18 protein-coding genes are annotated in these 15,364 nt (G+C 67.9%); 9 read left to right on the top strand and 9 right to left on the bottom strand.

The genetic code is table 11. From position 1 onward, the window contains the following. The first annotated feature begins 18 nt into the window (after positions 1 to 18). The gene (locus AC4GYU_RS04370; RefSeq protein ID WP_491085678.1) at positions 19 to 600 is read left to right on the top strand and encodes a J domain-containing protein; all 582 of its coding nucleotides are present in this window, start codon (positions 19 to 21) and stop codon (positions 598 to 600) included. On the opposite strand, the gene AC4GYU_RS04365 is transcribed toward AC4GYU_RS04370, so the two are convergent. The 7 genes from AC4GYU_RS04365 to AC4GYU_RS04335 are packed head-to-tail and all read right to left on the bottom strand — an operon-like array spanning position 597 to position 5,140. Further along, on the bottom strand, positions 597 to 1,280 hold the full coding sequence (locus AC4GYU_RS04365) for a glutathione S-transferase family protein (protein ID WP_491085677.1): 684 nt from the start codon (positions 1,278 to 1,280) through the stop codon (positions 597 to 599). The genes AC4GYU_RS04370 and AC4GYU_RS04365 overlap by 4 nt on opposite strands. After that, positions 1,277 to 1,999: a dihydrofolate reductase family protein gene (locus tag AC4GYU_RS04360; RefSeq protein ID WP_491085676.1), complete on the bottom strand. Its 723-nt coding sequence runs from the start codon at positions 1,997 to 1,999 to the stop codon at positions 1,277 to 1,279. Before AC4GYU_RS04360 ends, AC4GYU_RS04365 begins: the two co-directional genes overlap by 4 nt. Continuing rightward, complete coding sequence (locus tag AC4GYU_RS04355) at positions 1,992 to 2,486, bottom strand: VOC family protein (protein ID WP_491085675.1); 495 nt, start codon at positions 2,484 to 2,486, stop codon at positions 1,992 to 1,994. The genes AC4GYU_RS04360 and AC4GYU_RS04355 overlap by 8 nt, the downstream gene beginning before the upstream one ends. Continuing rightward, positions 2,483 to 3,286 (bottom strand): VOC family protein, encoded by an 804-nt coding sequence (locus tag AC4GYU_RS04350; protein ID WP_491085674.1) that lies wholly within the window; start codon positions 3,284 to 3,286, stop codon positions 2,483 to 2,485. Before AC4GYU_RS04350 ends, AC4GYU_RS04355 begins: the two co-directional genes overlap by 4 nt. A gap of 3 nt (positions 3,287 to 3,289) precedes the next feature. Next, positions 3,290 to 4,009 carry a DUF1428 domain-containing protein gene (locus AC4GYU_RS04345; RefSeq protein ID WP_491085673.1) on the bottom strand — a complete coding sequence of 240 codons (720 nt, stop codon included), beginning with the start codon at positions 4,007 to 4,009 and terminating at the stop codon, positions 3,290 to 3,292. A 27-nt stretch (positions 4,010 to 4,036) separates the two neighbouring features. Beyond that, complete coding sequence (locus AC4GYU_RS04340; protein ID WP_491085672.1) at positions 4,037 to 4,702, bottom strand: glutathione S-transferase family protein; 666 nt, start codon at positions 4,700 to 4,702, stop codon at positions 4,037 to 4,039. Between the two features lie 12 nt (positions 4,703 to 4,714). Then, positions 4,715 to 5,140 (bottom strand): VOC family protein, encoded by a 426-nt coding sequence (locus AC4GYU_RS04335; RefSeq protein WP_491086874.1) that lies wholly within the window; start codon positions 5,138 to 5,140, stop codon positions 4,715 to 4,717. Positions 5,141 to 5,302: 162 nt separating this feature from the next. On the opposite strand from AC4GYU_RS04335, the gene AC4GYU_RS04330 reads away from it, so the two are divergent. The 4 genes from AC4GYU_RS04330 to AC4GYU_RS04315 all read left to right on the top strand — a co-directional run bounded on the left by AC4GYU_RS04330 (position 5,303) and on the right by AC4GYU_RS04315 (position 9,848). Then, a complete protein-coding gene (locus AC4GYU_RS04330; protein ID WP_491085671.1) occupies positions 5,303 to 5,908 on the top strand; it encodes a winged helix-turn-helix transcriptional regulator in 606 nt (201 codons plus the stop codon). A 10-nt stretch (positions 5,909 to 5,918) separates the two neighbouring features. Beyond that, positions 5,919 to 6,923: a cobaltochelatase subunit CobS gene (gene cobS / locus AC4GYU_RS04325; RefSeq protein ID WP_491085670.1), complete on the top strand. Its 1,005-nt coding sequence runs from the start codon at positions 5,919 to 5,921 to the stop codon at positions 6,921 to 6,923. After that, a complete protein-coding gene (gene cobT / locus AC4GYU_RS04320; RefSeq protein WP_491085669.1) occupies positions 6,923 to 8,743 on the top strand; it encodes a cobaltochelatase subunit CobT in 1,821 nt (606 codons plus the stop codon). Before cobS ends, cobT begins: the two co-directional genes overlap by 1 nt. A gap of 205 nt (positions 8,744 to 8,948) precedes the next feature. Next, positions 8,949 to 9,848, top strand: a complete 900-nt coding sequence (locus tag AC4GYU_RS04315) for an esterase-like activity of phytase family protein (RefSeq protein WP_491085668.1) — start codon at positions 8,949 to 8,951, stop codon at positions 9,846 to 9,848. 38 nt (positions 9,849 to 9,886) lie between these two features. Here the strand turns inward: AC4GYU_RS04315 and rpmB are convergent, their stop codons facing one another. Further along, a complete protein-coding gene (gene rpmB / locus AC4GYU_RS04310; protein WP_491085667.1) occupies positions 9,887 to 10,177 on the bottom strand; it encodes a 50S ribosomal protein L28 in 291 nt (96 codons plus the stop codon). 150 nt (positions 10,178 to 10,327) lie between these two features. Between rpmB and AC4GYU_RS04305 the strand changes: the two genes are divergently transcribed. Continuing rightward, positions 10,328 to 10,639, top strand: a complete 312-nt coding sequence (locus tag AC4GYU_RS04305) for a hypothetical protein (RefSeq protein ID WP_491085666.1) — start codon at positions 10,328 to 10,330, stop codon at positions 10,637 to 10,639. 44 nt (positions 10,640 to 10,683) lie between these two features. Continuing rightward, positions 10,684 to 11,112: a nucleoside deaminase gene (locus tag AC4GYU_RS04300; RefSeq protein WP_491085665.1), complete on the top strand. Its 429-nt coding sequence runs from the start codon at positions 10,684 to 10,686 to the stop codon at positions 11,110 to 11,112. Here the strand turns inward: AC4GYU_RS04300 and AC4GYU_RS04295 are convergent. After that, a complete protein-coding gene (locus tag AC4GYU_RS04295) occupies positions 11,109 to 11,777 on the bottom strand; it encodes a YiaD family glycine zipper/OmpA-like lipoprotein (RefSeq protein WP_491085664.1) in 669 nt (222 codons plus the stop codon). The two genes, AC4GYU_RS04300 and AC4GYU_RS04295, sit on opposite strands and share 4 nt — an antisense overlap. Before the next feature lie 124 nt (positions 11,778 to 11,901). On the opposite strand from AC4GYU_RS04295, the gene AC4GYU_RS04290 reads away from it, so the two are divergent. Together AC4GYU_RS04290 and AC4GYU_RS04285 are read left to right on the top strand one after the other, a co-directional pair. Continuing rightward, positions 11,902 to 13,230, top strand: a complete 1,329-nt coding sequence (locus AC4GYU_RS04290; protein WP_491085663.1) for a hemolysin family protein — start codon at positions 11,902 to 11,904, stop codon at positions 13,228 to 13,230. A 90-nt stretch (positions 13,231 to 13,320) separates the two neighbouring features. Continuing rightward, positions 13,321 to 15,300 (top strand): alpha/beta hydrolase family protein, encoded by a 1,980-nt coding sequence (locus AC4GYU_RS04285; protein ID WP_491085662.1) that lies wholly within the window; start codon positions 13,321 to 13,323, stop codon positions 15,298 to 15,300. Positions 15,301 to 15,364: the final 64 nt, after the last annotated feature.

Genomic DNA, 15,364 nt, shown 5'->3' with positions numbered 1-15,364 from the left:
TGAGACACGAAGAGATAGATGGCTTCCCGCACTCCCAAGTTCCACGGCCGGGTCGAAGGCGCCGCCGCCCATTGCGCGGTCCCCGGCTGCCCCGAGCCGGGCGAATATAAGGCGCCGCTGACCGCTCCGACCTTCGACGGGCCGGGCGAATGGCAGTGGCTCTGCCTCGACCACGTCCGGGCGCACAATGCGCGCTACAATTTCTTCGCGGGCATGAGCACCGAGGAGATCGAGGCGGCGCAGTCGCCGATCGCCGGCTGGGATCGCTCGACCCGCGCCTTCGCGACGGCGGCGGGAGCCGATCCCGCTCCCGCGTGGAGCGACCTCAAGGACCCGCTCGATGCGATCAGTGGACGGTTCGGCGATCGTTTCCGCCGCGAAGCTCCGGTCCGCAGCCGCTTCTCGGGCGAGGAGCGGCAGGCCCTCGGCGTGCTCGGCCTCGGCGAGGACAGCGACCTCCACGGGGTGCGCAAGCGTTATTCGGAGCTGGTGCGCCGCTACCATCCCGACCGCAACGGCGGCGACCGGGCGCACGAGAAGAAGCTCGCGGCCGTGCTCGACGCCTGGGCGACCCTGAAGGTGGCGAGCGCCTTCGCCTAGTCCCGGTCCGGGGCGCCGTAGGGGAAGAAGGCGCGGTAGGGCCGGGCATCCTCGACGCAGCGGATGACCGGCGGGAGGGCCAGCAGCTCGGCGCGGAGCGCGATGAGGCGCGGGCAATCGGCCGGAATCCGTTCGACCCAGTCGGCATAGAAGAGCGACGGCGCGGCGGCGCAGCTCACCAAGCTGACATGCGGCGGGAGGCTGTGGGTCTCGAGCCAGCGCTCGATCCAGCGATAGGCCCTGGTCAGCGCCACCTTGGCCCGGGCGATTTCCTGCGCATCGGGCTCCGCGCGGAGTCCCTCGCCGCCCGGATCATCCTTGTTGTTGAAATAGGCCGCCATGACGCGCTGGACGTTCGCCATGACATAATGATCGAAGACCCGGTCCATCATCCGCGCGACATTGGCTTCCCCGGGATCGGTCGGCACCAGCGGCGCGGGTCCGGGATGATGAAGGGCGAGATGCTCGATGATCGAGCTGGCCTCGATCACCACGCGATCCCCATCTTCGAGGATGGGAAACTGGCCGGCGGGATGATTGCGGCCGGTGAAGCTTTCGAATTTCGGGACCGACTGGTCGATCATGCGGAATTCGAACGGCGTGTCGTTCGCGTAGAGCGGGATCAGCGCCTTCCAGGTGTAGCTGCTGAACGGATGGCCGTGGAGGACGAGGCCGCTCACCAGCGTCCCTCCGCGATGGCGTGCTGCCGCGCGGTCTCGCGCGGGCTGGTCGACTGCGGGCCGGCCCATTGGTGGGCGATGGCGCCGGCGGGCTCGTAGGTAGCGATCACCGCCCCGGAAGGGGTCGTCACCTGATCGAGCAGGGTCATCGCCTTCGCGGGCGTCCCTTGTCCCAGCAGCCTTTTGCCCCCGCCGACGAGCGCCGGGAAGATCATCAGGGTCAGGCGATCGAGGAGGCCAGCGGCGAGCAATTGCGGATAGAGCGTGCTCGATCCCTGGATGAGGAGATCGGGGCCTTCCTCCTGCTTCACCGCGGCTAGGTCGTCGATGCTCGACAGGCGGCGGGTATTGGACCAGCCGAGATCGGGATTGCCGCGGGTCAGGACGAACTTGGTCGCCTCGGTGAAGTCCTTGCCCATCTGGATGGCGGCGGCTTCGCCGTCGTCCTTGCCGGTGAGGTCGAACACCTCGCCGATGCCGGTCGCCTCGCCGCCGACATAAGGCCAGTAGGCCGCGAAGATGTCGTAGGTGCGCCGGCCGAGGAGCAAGTCGTATGGCTTGGCGAAGAAGCGATCGATTGCGGCGCCGACCTCCTCGTCGAAGAACTGGGGAAGCCAGCCCCCATGCTCGAAGCCGCCCGTCGGGTCCTCGCTCGGCCCGCCCGGGGCCTGCATCACGCCGTCGAGCGATACGAAGGCGCAGCCCAGGATCTTACGCATCACTATCTCCACGAAGCGCGGCCTCGATGGCCGCATGATCGATCTTCTGCATGGTCATCATCGCCGCGAAGACGCGCCTGGCGACGGCGGGATCGCTGCTGGTCGTGCCCTCGAGCAGGACTCGCGGGGTGATCTGCCAAGCATAGCCCCAGCGATCGATGCACCAGCCGCAGTCGCTCGGCTGGCCGCCGTCGCCGGTGATCGCGTCCCAGTAACGATCGGTTTCGGCCTGGGTCTCGGTGACCACCATCTGGCTGACCGCCATGTTGGGCTTGAAGTTGGGCCCGCCGTTGAGGCCGAGAAAGGGTCGGCCAAGCAAGGTGAACTCGACCGTCAGCTCGGCGCCCGCCTGGCCGCCGGGAAAGTCGGACGGCGCGTGGTGGGTCGCGCCGACCGCGCTGTCGGGAAGGAGCGCCGCATAATGCGCCGCGAACTTTCCTGCCTCGCCATGGTCGAACCACAGGCAGGTGACGAGCTTGTCGTTCATGCCTGCTCTCCCCGGCGCGGACCGACCAGGCCGAAGAAGGCTCCCTGCGGATCCTGGCCGGTGAGCGAATATTCCCCGCCCGGGATCTGGTGCGGGCCAATCAGCACCTGCCCGCCGCCGTCGCGGACTGCTTCCGCCGCCCGGTCGATGTCGTCGACGCCGACATAGAAGGTCCAGGCGGAGCGGGCCTCGGGGGCCATGAACGGCATCACCGCGCCGATCCCCACCCCGCCATGCTGGAGGAACTGATAGTCACCGGCGGGACCCATCGGCATCGCGCCCTCCTGCGACCAGCCGAAGTGCCTGCTGTAGAAATCGATGGCGCGGGCCGGGTCGGCCGACGTGAGCTCGTTCCAGCGCACGTGGTGCGGACGGTCGACCGAGAAGACGTCGCTGACCGCGTCGGGCCGGCCCGGCGGCGGGGTCGGCTTCATCAGGTAGAAGGGCGCGCCGGAGGGATCGGCGACCATCGCCAGTCGTCCGACGCCGGGCATGTCGGTCGGCGGCATGTGGACGCTCGCGCCGTCGGCGACCATCGCCGAGACGGCGGCGTCGACATCCGCGACGTCGAGATAGCCGAGCCAGCCGGGCCCGGCCCCGCCCTCGAGCATGGCCTCGGTCAGCCGGAGCACGCCCCCGGCATTGCCTCCGTCGCCCCGCCGGATCATGCGATAGTCCATCTCGCCCGCCGGTTGCGGCTCGATGTCCCAGCCGACGACACTGTCGTAGAAGGCCTTCGCCCCGTCGGGATCGGGGGTCATCAGTTCGTACCAGATGAAATTGCCGCTGGTGCTCGTCATGATTCAGGCCTCCAGCAGCGGCGCGAACCCGCCGAACATCATGCGCTTGCCGTCCATCCCGCGCTCCTCGCTGCTGCCGGCGAGGCGGTTGTCGGCCATGATCTTGCCCCAGGCCTGGTCGCGGACTTCCTTCGAGGGCCATTCGATCCAGCTGTACGCGACCGCCTCGCCGTCCTTGAGATGCGTGGCCCGGCGGTAATCGGTGACCTTGCCCTCGGGGACATCGTCACCCCAGGCGTCGACGACGCGGGTCGCACCATGTTCGACGAATATCGCCGCGGCCTTGCGCGCGAAGGCGAGATAGGCATCGCGGTGCGCGCTGAGGGCGGGCACGACGACGCCGTCGAGATAGCCGAACGGTCCGCCTCGTCCCTCGTCGTTGATGACCTCGAAACCGGCATAGATCATGCGGCTGCCGTCGAAGGGCATGTCCTTGGCCATGCCCTCCATCCGCGGATCGTCCATCATCTTCTGGTTGGCCGCGTCGCGCGCCGCCCTGTCGGGATATTCGAACCAGCTGAACAGGACGGCTTCGTCATGCGCTGCCTCGACCGCGCTCCACAGATCGTTGGTCGTGCCGCGCGGCACATCGTCGCCCCAGGTTTCGACCATCCGGGTCGCGCCATGGTCACGGATCATCGCCGCCGCTTCGCGCGCATGGGCGAGGTAGCGTTCCTTGTTGGCGACGGGCACGGGGGTGAGGAAGCCTTCGACATAGGTCATGGTCATCTCTCCTTCGGGCAAAGGGTGTCAGGCAGCAAAGCCGACCGGGGGTTCGCCGGTGAAATCGGCCAGCTGCGCGGCAAGGGCACGCTGGAAGGCCGGACGGGCGGTGCCGCGCTCGACATAGGCGAGGAGGCTGGGCTCGGCCGCGAGCAGCGGGTCACCGTCGAGGATCCGGAGCACCGACACCATCAGCAGGTCCCCGGCCGAGAAGTCGCCATCGAACCAGCGCTGGTCGCCGAGGCGACGGGCGGCTTCGGTGAGGCGTTCGGCGACCCGCTTCTCGACCGCCGGGCGGCGCGGCTTGGACCAGGGCTTGTCGGCCTCGAAGATGTCGATGATCGCCAGCTCCATGATCTGCGGCTCGAGCGTGTTGAGCGCGGCAAACATCCACTCGGTCGCACGGGCCTGGCCGGAGCGGTCTTCCGGGAAGAGGCCCGGCCAGCGGCTCGCCACATGATGGACGATCGCGCCCGATTCGAAGAGGACAAGATCGTCCTCCTCGTAGGTCGGGACCTGGCCGAAGGGCTGGCGGGCGCGATGCGCAGCCTGCTTGTGCTCGCCGAGGGCGAGCTTGCGGACATCATAGGGCTGGCCGACTTCCTCCAGCGCCCAGCGGACGCGAAGGTCGCGGACCTGGCCGCGGGCGAAGGGGGGCACCCAGGCGAAGACGCTGACGATCGGCTTGGACATGGTCAGCGCGCCTCAGGCCTGTTCGAGGGCATGGGCACCCTGCGCCGCGGCGGCGGGGTCCATCCACATCACTTCCCAGTGATGCCCGTCGAGGTCGGCGAAGCTGCGGCCGTACATCATCTCGCCCATTTCCTGCTTGGGGCCGGGATCCATCTCGGCCCCGGCGGCGCCCGCTTTCTCGACCAGCTGGTCGACGGCCGCGCGGCTGTCCTCCGACACGCACAGCGCGACTTGCGCAGTGCGGTGGGCGTCGGCGATCTCCTTGGGCGTGAAGGTCGCAAAGAAGGCCCGGTCGAGCAGCATCACGTTGATGACGTCGCTCCACACCATCGCGCTCGCCTGCTCGTTCGAGAAGGCCGGATTCTTCGTCAGTCCGATCGCCTCGTAGAAAGCGGTCGCCTTGGCGACGTCGGTGACGGGCAGGTTGATGAAGATCATTCGGGCCACGGGCTTCCCTCCTCCTGGCGACTCGGAACCCTTGAAGCATGACCACCAGAGTTATACATTGCAACCGTGTCGTTAGAAAAAATAACCAAGCTGGGGCGAGCCGAGGCGCGGCGGGGATATGATGATGCCTGCGGGACTGCCCACGCCCTCGAATTGATCGGGGAACGATGGGCGCTCCTCGTGCTGCGCGAGCTGCTGCTCGGGCCGCGGCGCTTCTCCGAGCTTCGCGCCGACCTTCCGGCGATCAGCGCCAATGTCCTGACCCAGCGCCTGACCGAGCTCAAGGCGCGCGGTCTGGTCCGCAAGCGCCGCCTTCCGCCGCCGGCCTCGGTGCAGGTCTATGAGGCGACCGCCTGGGGGCTGGAGACGGCGGTCCTGATCCGCGAGCTCGGCCGCTGGGCGGCGCGTTCACCGGGCCACGACCCGACGCTGCCGCTGTCGGGCGTCTCGATCATGCTGTCCTTCGACGCCATGCTAAACGCCGAGCGTGCCGCGGACTTTAGCGGGACGATCGCCTTCCGCTTCGGCGACATGATCTATGTCGCGGTGGTGAGGGATGGCGCGATCAAGGTCCGCCGCGGCACGATCGAGGAGGCGGCGGCGGTGATCACCGCTCCCCCGACAAGCATTGCGGCGGTGGTCTATGGCGGCGCTCCGCTGACTTTGTTGCAGATCGAGGGAGACGAGGCGCTCGCCCGGCGTTTCCTCACGCTCTTCACCCTGCCGCCGAAGGTTGAGACGCCCGGCGGCGCAAGCTAGAGCCCGCTTCATGGCCGACCTTTCGAACGACACGCAGATGCCTTCGGGCGAGACGCTGATGAGCGCGCCCGACAAGATGGTGAAGGTACGCGACGCCTTCGGCATCGACAGCGACATGGAGGTCCCGGCCTTCTCGGACGCCGACGAACGCGTGCCCGATCTCGATCCGGCCTATGTGTTCGATCCGGACACCACCCTCGCGATCTGCGCCGGCTTCGCCCGCAATCGCCGGGTCATGGTCCAGGGCTATCACGGCACCGGCAAGTCGACCCATATCGAACAGGTCGCGGCGCGGCTGAAGTGGCCCTGCATCCGAATCAATCTCGACGCGCACATCAGCCGCATCGACCTCATCGGCCGCGATGCGATCGTGCTTCGAAACGGCCAGCAGGTGACCGAATTTCGCGAAGGCCTGCTGCCGTGGGCGCTGCAGCACCCGGTCGCTCTGGTGTTCGACGAATATGACGCGGGCCGGCCCGACGTCATGTTCGTCATCCAGCGCGTGCTCGAGGTCGAGGGCAAGCTCACCCTCCTCGACCAGAATCGCGTGATCCGCCCGAACCCCTTCTTCCGGATGTTCGCGACCACCAACACGATCGGGCTGGGCGACACCACCGGCCTCTATCACGGGACGCAGGCGCTCAATCAGGGCCAGCTCGACCGCTGGAACATCGTGACGACGCTGAACTATCTGCCGGCCGCGACCGAGGCGCAGATCGTGCTCGCCAAGTCGGGCGAATATGACAAGCCCGACGGTCGCAAGACGGTCGAGCAGATGGTCAAGGTCGCCGAGCTCAGCCGCAACGCCTTCATCAACGGCGACATCTCGACCGTGATGAGCCCGCGCACGGTGATCAGCTGGGCGCAGAACGCGCTGATCTTCGGCGATGTCGGCTTCGCCTTCCGGGTGTCGTTCCTCAACAAGTGCGACGAAAGCGAGCGCTCGCTGATCGCCGAAATGTATCAGCGGGTGTTCGGCAAGGACCTGCCGGAGAGCGTGGCCGGCAAGGCCTGATGGCCGAGACCACGCCCCTCGACCGCTTCCGGCAGGTGCTCGCGGGCACCGCCCGGGCGATCGCGCGCGACAATGACGTCGAAGTCGCCTTCGCCTCGGAAAGCGGGGCGCAGGGCGGCAAGCTGGCGCGGGTCGTGTCGCCGGGGCCGGGCCTTGCGCCCAAGCTGGTCGCCGAGGCGCGCGGCGCGGCCGATGCGGCGGCGCTCCGTATCCGACATCACGATCCCAAGCTTCATGCCGGGCTGGCACCGGCCGACCCCGAAGCCCGCGCGGTGTTCGATGCGCTGGAGGGCGCGCGCGTGGAGGCGCTGGGTGCCCGGACGATGGCCGGGGTTCGCGACAATCTGTCCGAACTGGCCGAGGCCCGGGTCCGGAGCGACGCCATCACCCGCGCCCGCAATGCCGAGGAAGTGCCGCTGTCGACCGCGCTCGGGCTGCTTGCCCGAGAGCGGTTGACGGGCGCACCGCCGCCGGATGCCGCCGCGCGCGGGCTCGAGCTGGTGCAGGGCTGGATCGAGGAGAAGGCAGGCGCCGACCTCGACGGGCTCGCGCTGACCCTCGACGACCAGCAGGCCTTTGCCGCCCTCGCCCGCAAGCTGCTCGAGGATCTCGAGCTCGTCAGCGCCGAGGATCGCCCCGAGGACGAGCCGGAGGAAGGCGGCGAAGACGAGGAGGGCGAGGACCAGGGCGAGGACGACGGCGAGGACCAGGATCAGGATGCCGGCGCGTCGGGCGGCGACATGGAGCAGCGCGCGCAGGAAGAGGAAAGCGACGAGGACGAGCAGGACGTCGAGAGCGAGGAGCAGGACGACGAACCTGCCGAGGCCGGAGAGGAAGGCGATACCAGCGCCGCCGCCAGGCCAAACCGCCGCTCGAACGAGCCCGAGCTCACCGGCGAGTATAAGGCCTTCACCACCCGCTTCGACGAGGTGGTCGAAGCCTCCGACCTCACCGACGAGGAAGAGCTTAACCGGCTGCGCGCCTATCTCGATACGCAGATGGGGCAGCTTGGCGGGGTCGTGACGCGGCTCGCCAACCGGCTGCAGCGGCGGCTGATGGCGCAGCAGGCCCGCTCGTGGGACTTCGACCAGGAGGAAGGGCTGCTCGACGCCGCCCGGCTGGCGCGGGTGATCGTCTCCCCCGGCCATTCGCTGAGCTACAAGGTCGAGCGCGAGACCGAATTCAAGGATACGGTCGTCAGCCTGCTGATCGACAATAGCGGCTCGATGCGCGGGCGGCCGATCTCGATCGCCGCCATCTGCGCCGACATTCTTGCGCGGACGCTCGAGCGCTGCGGGGTCGCGACCGAGGTGCTCGGCTTCACCACCCGCGCCTGGAAGGGCGGGCAGAGCCGCGAGGCCTGGCTCGGCGAGGGACGGCCGCCCAATCCCGGTCGCCTCAACGACCTTCGCCACATCGTCTACAAGCGCGCGGACGAGCCTTATCGCCATTCGCGGCGCAATCTCGGGCTGATGATGCGCGAGGGCCTGCTCAAGGAGAATATCGACGGTGAAGCGCTCCTGTGGGCGCACAATCGCCTCGTCGCGCGGCCCGAAGAACGGCGCATCCTGATGGTGATCAGCGACGGCGCGCCGGTCGACGATTCGACCGCGAGCGCCAACGGCGGCGCCTATCTCGAGAAGCATTTGCGGCAGGTGATCGGCTGGATCGAGGCGCGCTCGCCGGTCGAGCTCGCGGCGATCGGTATCGGGCATGACGTGACCCGCTACTATGCGCGGGCAGTGACGATCATGGATGCGGAGCAATTGGGCGGTGCGCTGGTCGAGCAGCTGGCCCAGCTGTTCGACGTGCCGGCCTGATGGGAAGAGGATGGGCCCGGCAGCGCTATGCGACTAGCTGCCGAGCCCCCCTCGATATGCGACACGAGGGAAATGGGCGGACGGGCCGACAGGGGGAAAAAGCCCGTCCGTTGAAGAGCTTATGCGCGATTCGGGGTTGAACGGGGCTGAACGGCACTGGCAGCCCCTGTTCATATTCAAGCTCCTGATTTTCCTCGTTTTTACGTTGGTTGCGACCGGACTGCTGCACGGCGATCGGCGCGACGACTTTCCGGACCGCTTGCCCGCCCCGCCGCGGGTGACGGTGGTGACGGCGACAACGCTGCCGCTGCGCTGGGACGCGCCGCCCGGCTGGCGACTGACGGGTAGCTGGACGCTGGCGAGCCCCGACCCGCGCTTCGCGGGACTGTCAGCGCTTCGCTTGCTTCGCGACGGTCGATTGCTCACCCTCACCGATTCGGCCGTGCTCATCGCGATCCCGCGACCGGGCGAGGGCGAGCGTGCCGTGCTGCGCGATCTTCCCGATGGCCCGGGTTATCCGACCTTCCGCCGCTTTCGCGATTCGGAAGCGATGCTGGTGCATGGCGGGCAATTGCTCGTCGCCTTCGAGAATCGCCATTCGCTTTGGTCCTATGGCCGGGGCGCCCCCGTTCGGGTCGGGCTCCCGGGTGAAGGCTGGAAGCGCAATGCCGGGGTCGAGGCGATGGTGATGCTCCGCGACGGGCTGCTGCTCCTGCCAGAGGAAAGCGACCAAGCGCTCCTGCTGGGGCCGACGGGCGAGCGGCAATGGCTGAAGCTTCAGGGACGGACCGGGGGCATCGCCGACGCGGCGGCGCTGCCCGGTGGACGGGTGGTGGTTGCGGTGCGCGAAATCACCTGGCGCGGGATCCGGAACCGGCTGGCGCTGCTCGGGCGGTCCCGGGACGGACTGCATCTCCGGATCGTCGCGACCTTGCCGCTCGGACCGGTCGACAATGTCGAGGGGCTGGCGGCCGAGCCGCTGCCGGGCGGCGGAGTCCGCCTCTGGGCGGTCACCGACAATGACGGCTGGCGGCGGACGATACTGCTGCGCCTGGAGCTTGACACGCCAAAAGCCCCGGCCGGAGCCGAGGCTTCTCTACCCTGAGGCACTGAAGTCCCGGCCGAGACCGGGACGACGCAGGATCAGGCGGCCGACTTGGCCTTCTTGGCGAGTTCGCGCTTCAGCTTGCGCGCCTCGGTGCCGAGCTTCTCTTCGCTGGTCTTGGTCAGCCAGTTGTCGAGGCCGCCGACATGCTCGACCGAGCGCAGTCCGTGGGTCGAGACGCGCAGCTTGACGCTCTTGCCCAGCGAATCGCTGATCAGGGTCACGTTCTGCAGGTTCGGCAGAAACGTCCGCTTGGTCTTGTTGTTCGCGTGGGAAACATTGTTGCCCACCTGCCGGCCCTTGCCGGTCAGCTCGCAGACGCGCGCCATTATCTCTATCCCGTGATTGATCGAGGGTGCACTCTCATGAGCGCTCCCGGAAAGCGCTGCCCCCTAACCCTTCCCCCCCTTCGCGTCAACCGCAACCCTTGCGCGCAACGGTGCGTTGTCGAGGCGAAACGAAACAGGAGAACGTCGGCGATGCGCGCCATCATCCTTATCCTCATGCTGCTGGTCGTCGGGGCGATCGCCCTCGTCGCAACGGGCTTCGTGAGCATCACCCAGACCCAGCCTGCCGTCGCGCCCGGGGTTGCGGCCAACGGCAATGGCGTGACCGTCAAGGGCGGCCAGGAGCCCAAGTTCAAGGTCGAGACCGGCAAGATCGAAGTCGGCACCGGCCAGCGGACGATCCCGGTTCCGGAAATCCGCGTCGCTCCCGGTGGCTCGGCACCGGCGACCGCCCCGGCCGCCAACCGCCAGCAGCCCGCGACGACCGACTCGACGCAGCGCTAACCAACCGGGTAGCGGGAGGCATGGGCTTCCCGCTTCCCCTCCCCATGCGCCGTGCGCTCGACCTTGCGGCCGAGGCCGCTCGGGCGGGCGAAGTGCCCGTCGGAGCGGTGGTGACCCGCGGCGACCGGATCGTCGCCGAAGGCCGCAATGCCATGCGCGGTGGCCTTGACCCGACCGCCCACGCCGAGATGGTCGCGCTGCGTATCGCAGCGGCGCACCTCGGCACCAGCCGGCTCGATGATTGTGATCTGTGGGTGAGCCTCGAGCCCTGCGCCATGTGCGCGGGGGCGATCGCCCTTGCCCGCATCGCGCGGCTGCGGTTTGCGGCCGAGGACCCGAAGGGCGGGGCGGTGGTCAACGGCCCGCGGCTGTTCGGCCAGCCGACCTGCCACCACCGGCCCGACGTGCTTGGCGGGATTGGAGAGGAAGAAGCGGCGGAGCAGCTCCGCCGCTTCTTCTCCGAACGGCGCTAGCCGCGGAAGGGAACGACCTTGATCTCGACGCGGCGGTTGGCGGCGCGATCGGCTTCGCTCGTCTCCGGGTTCACCAGCAGCTGCGATTCGCCGAAGCCGCGGGTAGCCATGCGGGCGCGGGCGACACCGCGAGCGCTGAGATAGTTGGCGACCGATTCGGCCCGACGCTCCGACAGCGTCTGATTGTAGGCGTCCGACCCGCTCGAGTCGGTGTGGCCGTAGATGTCGATGTAGCTCTGGTTGTACTGGGCCAGCGTGCTCGCGACTTCGTTCAGGGTCGACTGGAACTGCGGCTGGATGTCGTAGCGGTTGTAGGCGAAGGTGATCCCGCTCGGCATGCGCAGGATGAGGTCATCGCCCTGGCGGATGACGTCGACCCCGGTGCCGGCCGTCTCGCGGCGAAGCTCGGCTTCCTGCTGGTCCATGTAGCGACCGACCGCGGCACCCGCGAGGCCGCCGATGCCGGCGCCGATGATCTGCTCGGTGCGGCTGTTGCGGCCACCGATGATGTCACCGAGGATATAGCCCGCGCCGGTGCCGAGGATGGCGCCGAGGCCGGTGTTGCTCAGGCGGCGGTTGCCGGTCTCGGGATTGGTGGTGCAGGCCGAGGTGGCCACGAGCGAGGCGGCCATCGCGCCGACCGTCAGCTTCTTGGAAAGCTTCATGTTTGCATTTCTCCGTATTTTAAACGCAGGACGACGAAACCGCGACCGGCTTCGATGGTTCCGTTCGCAGAACGATCGGCCGCTTGCCGCTGGCCGTGCATGAAGGCTAGAAGCTGACCCCTCGATGAGCGGCACCCTGCTCCCCTTTCCCTGGTTCGATCTGGTCCTGATCGTGGCGCTGATCGCGCTGAATGGCGTGTTCGCGATGAGCGAGCTGGCGATCGTGTCGGCACGCGAGGCGCGACTGAAGGCGCTTGCCCGTGGCGGCAGCGGCGGCGCCAAGACCGCGCTCCAGCTGGCGTCCGACCCGGGGCGCTTTCTGTCGACGGTACAGATCGGGATCACCCTTATCGGCATTCTTGCCGGTGCCTATTCGGGCGCCAGCCTTGGTGAACCGACCGCGCAGCGGTTGCAGGGGCTCGGGCTCGATCCCGACCTTGCCAAGCAGGTCGGCTTCGGGCTGGTCATCGCGGTCACCACCTATCTGTCGCTGATCATCGGCGAGCTGGTCCCCAAGCAGTTCGCGCTGCGCAATCCCGAGCGGATCGCGACCCTCGTCGCCCGGCCGATGCTGTGGCTGAGCAAGATCACCTCGCCGCTGGTGTGGGTGCTCGACAAGAGCAGCGCGCTCATCTTCCGCCTGCTCGGGCTCAACCGCACCAACGAGAACCAGGTCACTGCCGAGGAGCTGCACCTGGTGGTCGCCGAAGCGCAGACCGCGGGCGTGCTCGAGGAATCGGAACGCGCGATCATTTCCGGCATCGTGCGGCTCGCCGACCGTCCGGTGCGCGAGGTGATGACCCCGCGGACCGAGGTCGACTGGATCGACATCGACAGCTCGCCCGATGAAATCCGCGCTGCGCTCGCCGAGACACCGCACAGCCGGCTTCCGGTCGCGGAAGGGTCGGTCGAGAAGATCGTCGGGGTGGTCCAGACCCGCGACATGCTCGACGCCCTGCTCGACGGCCGCTCGATCGATCTTCGGGCGCTGGCCCGCAAGGCGCAGGTCATCCCCGACGTCATGGACGCGATGGACGCGCTCACCGTGCTCCGCTCGGCCGAAGTCCCGCTGGCGCTCGTCCACGACGAATATGGCCATCTCGACGGGATCGTGACCCCTGGCTCGATCCTTGCTGCGCTGGCCGGCACCTTCGCCAACGACGCCGACGATGATGACGATCCTCCTTTGGTCGAGCGCGAGGACGGCAGCTTCCTGGTTTCGGGCTCGGCCAATGCCGACTGCCTCGAGGACCGGCTCGGGATCAATCTCGCCGCCGACCGCGACTTCTCGACGGTGGCGGGCTTTGCCCTGTCGGTGCTGAAGCACCTCCCCGAGACGGGCGAAACCTTCGATCATGACGGCTGGCGATTCGAGATCGTCGACCTCGACGGGCGCAAGATCGACAAGCTGCTGGTCCAGCGTCGGCACAAGCGCGAAAAGGTCGAGGCCTAATCCGCCGGAGCCTTCCGGGATTCCCTCTTTTCTCCATTTCCCAGGCGGTTACCTTCGGCACGCCGAATCGGGTTCCGGGGGAAAGATCAGATGACATTTCGTAAGGCGTTGGGCGGGCTGCTCCTTCTCGCGGGGGCGTCGCTGACGCTTCCGGTCGCGACCGCGGCCCAGTCGCAGGCGGCGAAAGCACCGCTGCCGCGCCAGCCGCTCAGCGTGTTCGCGGCCAATCCCCAGCTCGAGCAGCCGCGGCTCAATCCCAATGCGACCGCGATCGCGGCGCGGGTCCGGAACGGCGACGAGCAGGTGCTGACGATCATTCCGCTCGACCAGCCCAATGCGAAGCCCGAAGTCATCGCCCGCGACGGCGAGTTCGACAAGCTCAACGACGTCCGGGTGAACAGCTGGCGCTGGCTCGACCCCGACAATCTGCTGATTATCATTTCGGCCGTGACCGACCTCAACGGCAATCGCGTCACCGCCAGCCGGGCGCTGTCGTACAACAGGAAGACGAAGGCGCGGACCCTGCTCGGCTGGGATGGAACCTTCATCTCGGGCGGCCAGGTCCTGTGGGTGTCGAACGAGGGCCGGCCGCGGATCCTGCTGTCGCGGATGGCGGCCGGTCGCGGGACCGAGCGGCTCAGCAACCCCGAAGTGCTCGAGATCGATGCTCTCACCGGGGCCCAGACGGTGGTTCTCCGGCCGACCCGCGGGGTCAATTTCTGGGTCGCCGACGCGCAGGGCAACGTCCGCATGGGCGGGAGCAACGACCGCGAGACCGGCCGAACGACCGTGCTCTATCGCGCGGGCGGGAGCGGGCCGTTCAAGACGATCATCAAGGAGCGCAACGAGCGCTACAAGACCCTCCCCATCCCGCGCCTGTTCCTGCCCGGCGGCAAGGCGCTGGTCGTCAGCCGTCACGAGGGCACGAACGCGGTCTACGAGATGGACCTGCAGACGCTCGACATCGGGCGAAAGGTGTTCTCCGATCCCAAATATGACGTCTCCGACGTGGACTCGACCGATGCCGGGGACGCGATCGAGAGCATTGCGATCATCCGCAATCGGCCCGAGCGCATCTGGTACGATGCGCGCCTGAAGGAAATCCAGGCCGCGCTCGACGAGACGGCGGGCAAGGGCAATGCGACGATCGTCTCGACCGACAAGCCGCGGCAGAACATCCTCTTCCACGTCGGGCGGCCGGATCAGCGCGGCGGCTATTATCTGTTCAACACGGAAACGGGCGCGACGCGGCAGGTCGGCTGGATGAGCGAGACGCTGAAGGACGCGCGCCTCAACCCCGTCCGGACGATCACCTACAAGGCGCGCGACGGCAAGGACGTGGATGCGGTGCTGACCCTGCCGCGACTGCGCGAGGCGAAGGGCCTGCCGCTGGTGGTCATGCCGCACGGCGGCCCGTGGGCGCGCGATTACGAGCGCTTCGACAGCTGGGCGCAGGCGATGGCCGAGCTTGGCTATGCCGTGGTCCAGCCCAACTATCGGGGCTCGGATGGCTTCGGCTACGCCTGGGTGGCCATGAGCGACGGTAATTGGGGCGCCGCGATGCAGGACGACCTCGACGACAGCGTCCGCCATCTCGCCGCACAGGGCCTGGTCGATGCCAAGCGGGTCTGCGTCATGGGCTGGTCCTATGGCGGCTATGCCGCCGCCCGTGCAGCGCAGCGCAATCCCGAGCTTTATCGCTGCGCGATCGCCGGCGCGGGAGTCTACGACATCCCCAAGATGACCGCTTACGACCGCAACTATCTCGGCGAATTCAGCTCGAAATATATCGGCTCGGCAGCGTCCAGCCTCGCCGACGTGTCCCCGGCCCGGAACACCGATGGCCAATGGGCGCCAATCCTCATCGTGCAGGGCGCCAAGGACGAACGCGTGCCCCCGGCGCAGGCCCGCTTCCTGGTCGAACGGCTGAAGTCGTCGGGCAAGGTCGAGGGCAAGGACTTCCGCTACATCGAGCAGCCGCGCAACACGCACCAGTTCCCGCTCGAAAGCGACCGCCTGCAGTGGCTCGAGGAAGCCGCCAAGTGGCTCGCACGCTACAATCCCGCCTGAGCCGCTCCTTCCCTTTTCGCCGCGTCCCCGCTAAGGGCGCGGCGAAAAGCTGACGCTTCACAAA

This window comes from Sphingomonas sp. SP2 (assembly GCF_058313385.1).
This window is presented reverse-complemented; position numbering and strand designations above follow the sequence as displayed.

Excerpts from the sequence above, each read along its gene's own strand:
- AC4GYU_RS04370 (WP_491085678.1), top strand. The coding sequence starts at position 19 with ATGGCTTCCCGCACTCCCAAGTTCCACGGCCGGGTCGAAGGCGCCGCC.
- AC4GYU_RS04360 (WP_491085676.1), bottom strand. The coding sequence starts at position 1,999 with ATGCGTAAGATCCTGGGCTGCGCCTTCGTATCGCTCGACGGCGTGATG.
- AC4GYU_RS04355 (WP_491085675.1), bottom strand. The coding sequence starts at position 2,486 with ATGAACGACAAGCTCGTCACCTGCCTGTGGTTCGACCATGGCGAGGCA.
- AC4GYU_RS04350 (WP_491085674.1), bottom strand. The coding sequence starts at position 3,286 with ATGACGAGCACCAGCGGCAATTTCATCTGGTACGAACTGATGACCCCC.
- AC4GYU_RS04345 (WP_491085673.1), bottom strand. The coding sequence starts at position 4,009 with ATGACCTATGTCGAAGGCTTCCTCACCCCCGTGCCCGTCGCCAACAAG.
- AC4GYU_RS04340 (WP_491085672.1), bottom strand. The coding sequence starts at position 4,702 with ATGTCCAAGCCGATCGTCAGCGTCTTCGCCTGGGTGCCCCCCTTCGCC.
- AC4GYU_RS04335 (WP_491086874.1), bottom strand. The coding sequence starts at position 5,140 with ATGATCTTCATCAACCTGCCCGTCACCGACGTCGCCAAGGCGACCGCT.
- cobS (WP_491085670.1), top strand. The coding sequence starts at position 5,919 with ATGGCCGACCTTTCGAACGACACGCAGATGCCTTCGGGCGAGACGCTG.
- cobT (WP_491085669.1), top strand. The coding sequence starts at position 6,923 with ATGGCCGAGACCACGCCCCTCGACCGCTTCCGGCAGGTGCTCGCGGGC.
- rpmB (WP_491085667.1), bottom strand. The coding sequence starts at position 10,177 with ATGGCGCGCGTCTGCGAGCTGACCGGCAAGGGCCGGCAGGTGGGCAAC.
- AC4GYU_RS04305 (WP_491085666.1), top strand. The coding sequence starts at position 10,328 with ATGCGCGCCATCATCCTTATCCTCATGCTGCTGGTCGTCGGGGCGATC.
- AC4GYU_RS04300 (WP_491085665.1), top strand. The coding sequence starts at position 10,684 with ATGCGCCGTGCGCTCGACCTTGCGGCCGAGGCCGCTCGGGCGGGCGAA.
- AC4GYU_RS04295 (WP_491085664.1), bottom strand. The coding sequence starts at position 11,777 with ATGAAGCTTTCCAAGAAGCTGACGGTCGGCGCGATGGCCGCCTCGCTC.
- AC4GYU_RS04290 (WP_491085663.1), top strand. The coding sequence starts at position 11,902 with ATGAGCGGCACCCTGCTCCCCTTTCCCTGGTTCGATCTGGTCCTGATC.
- AC4GYU_RS04285 (WP_491085662.1), top strand. The coding sequence starts at position 13,321 with ATGACATTTCGTAAGGCGTTGGGCGGGCTGCTCCTTCTCGCGGGGGCG.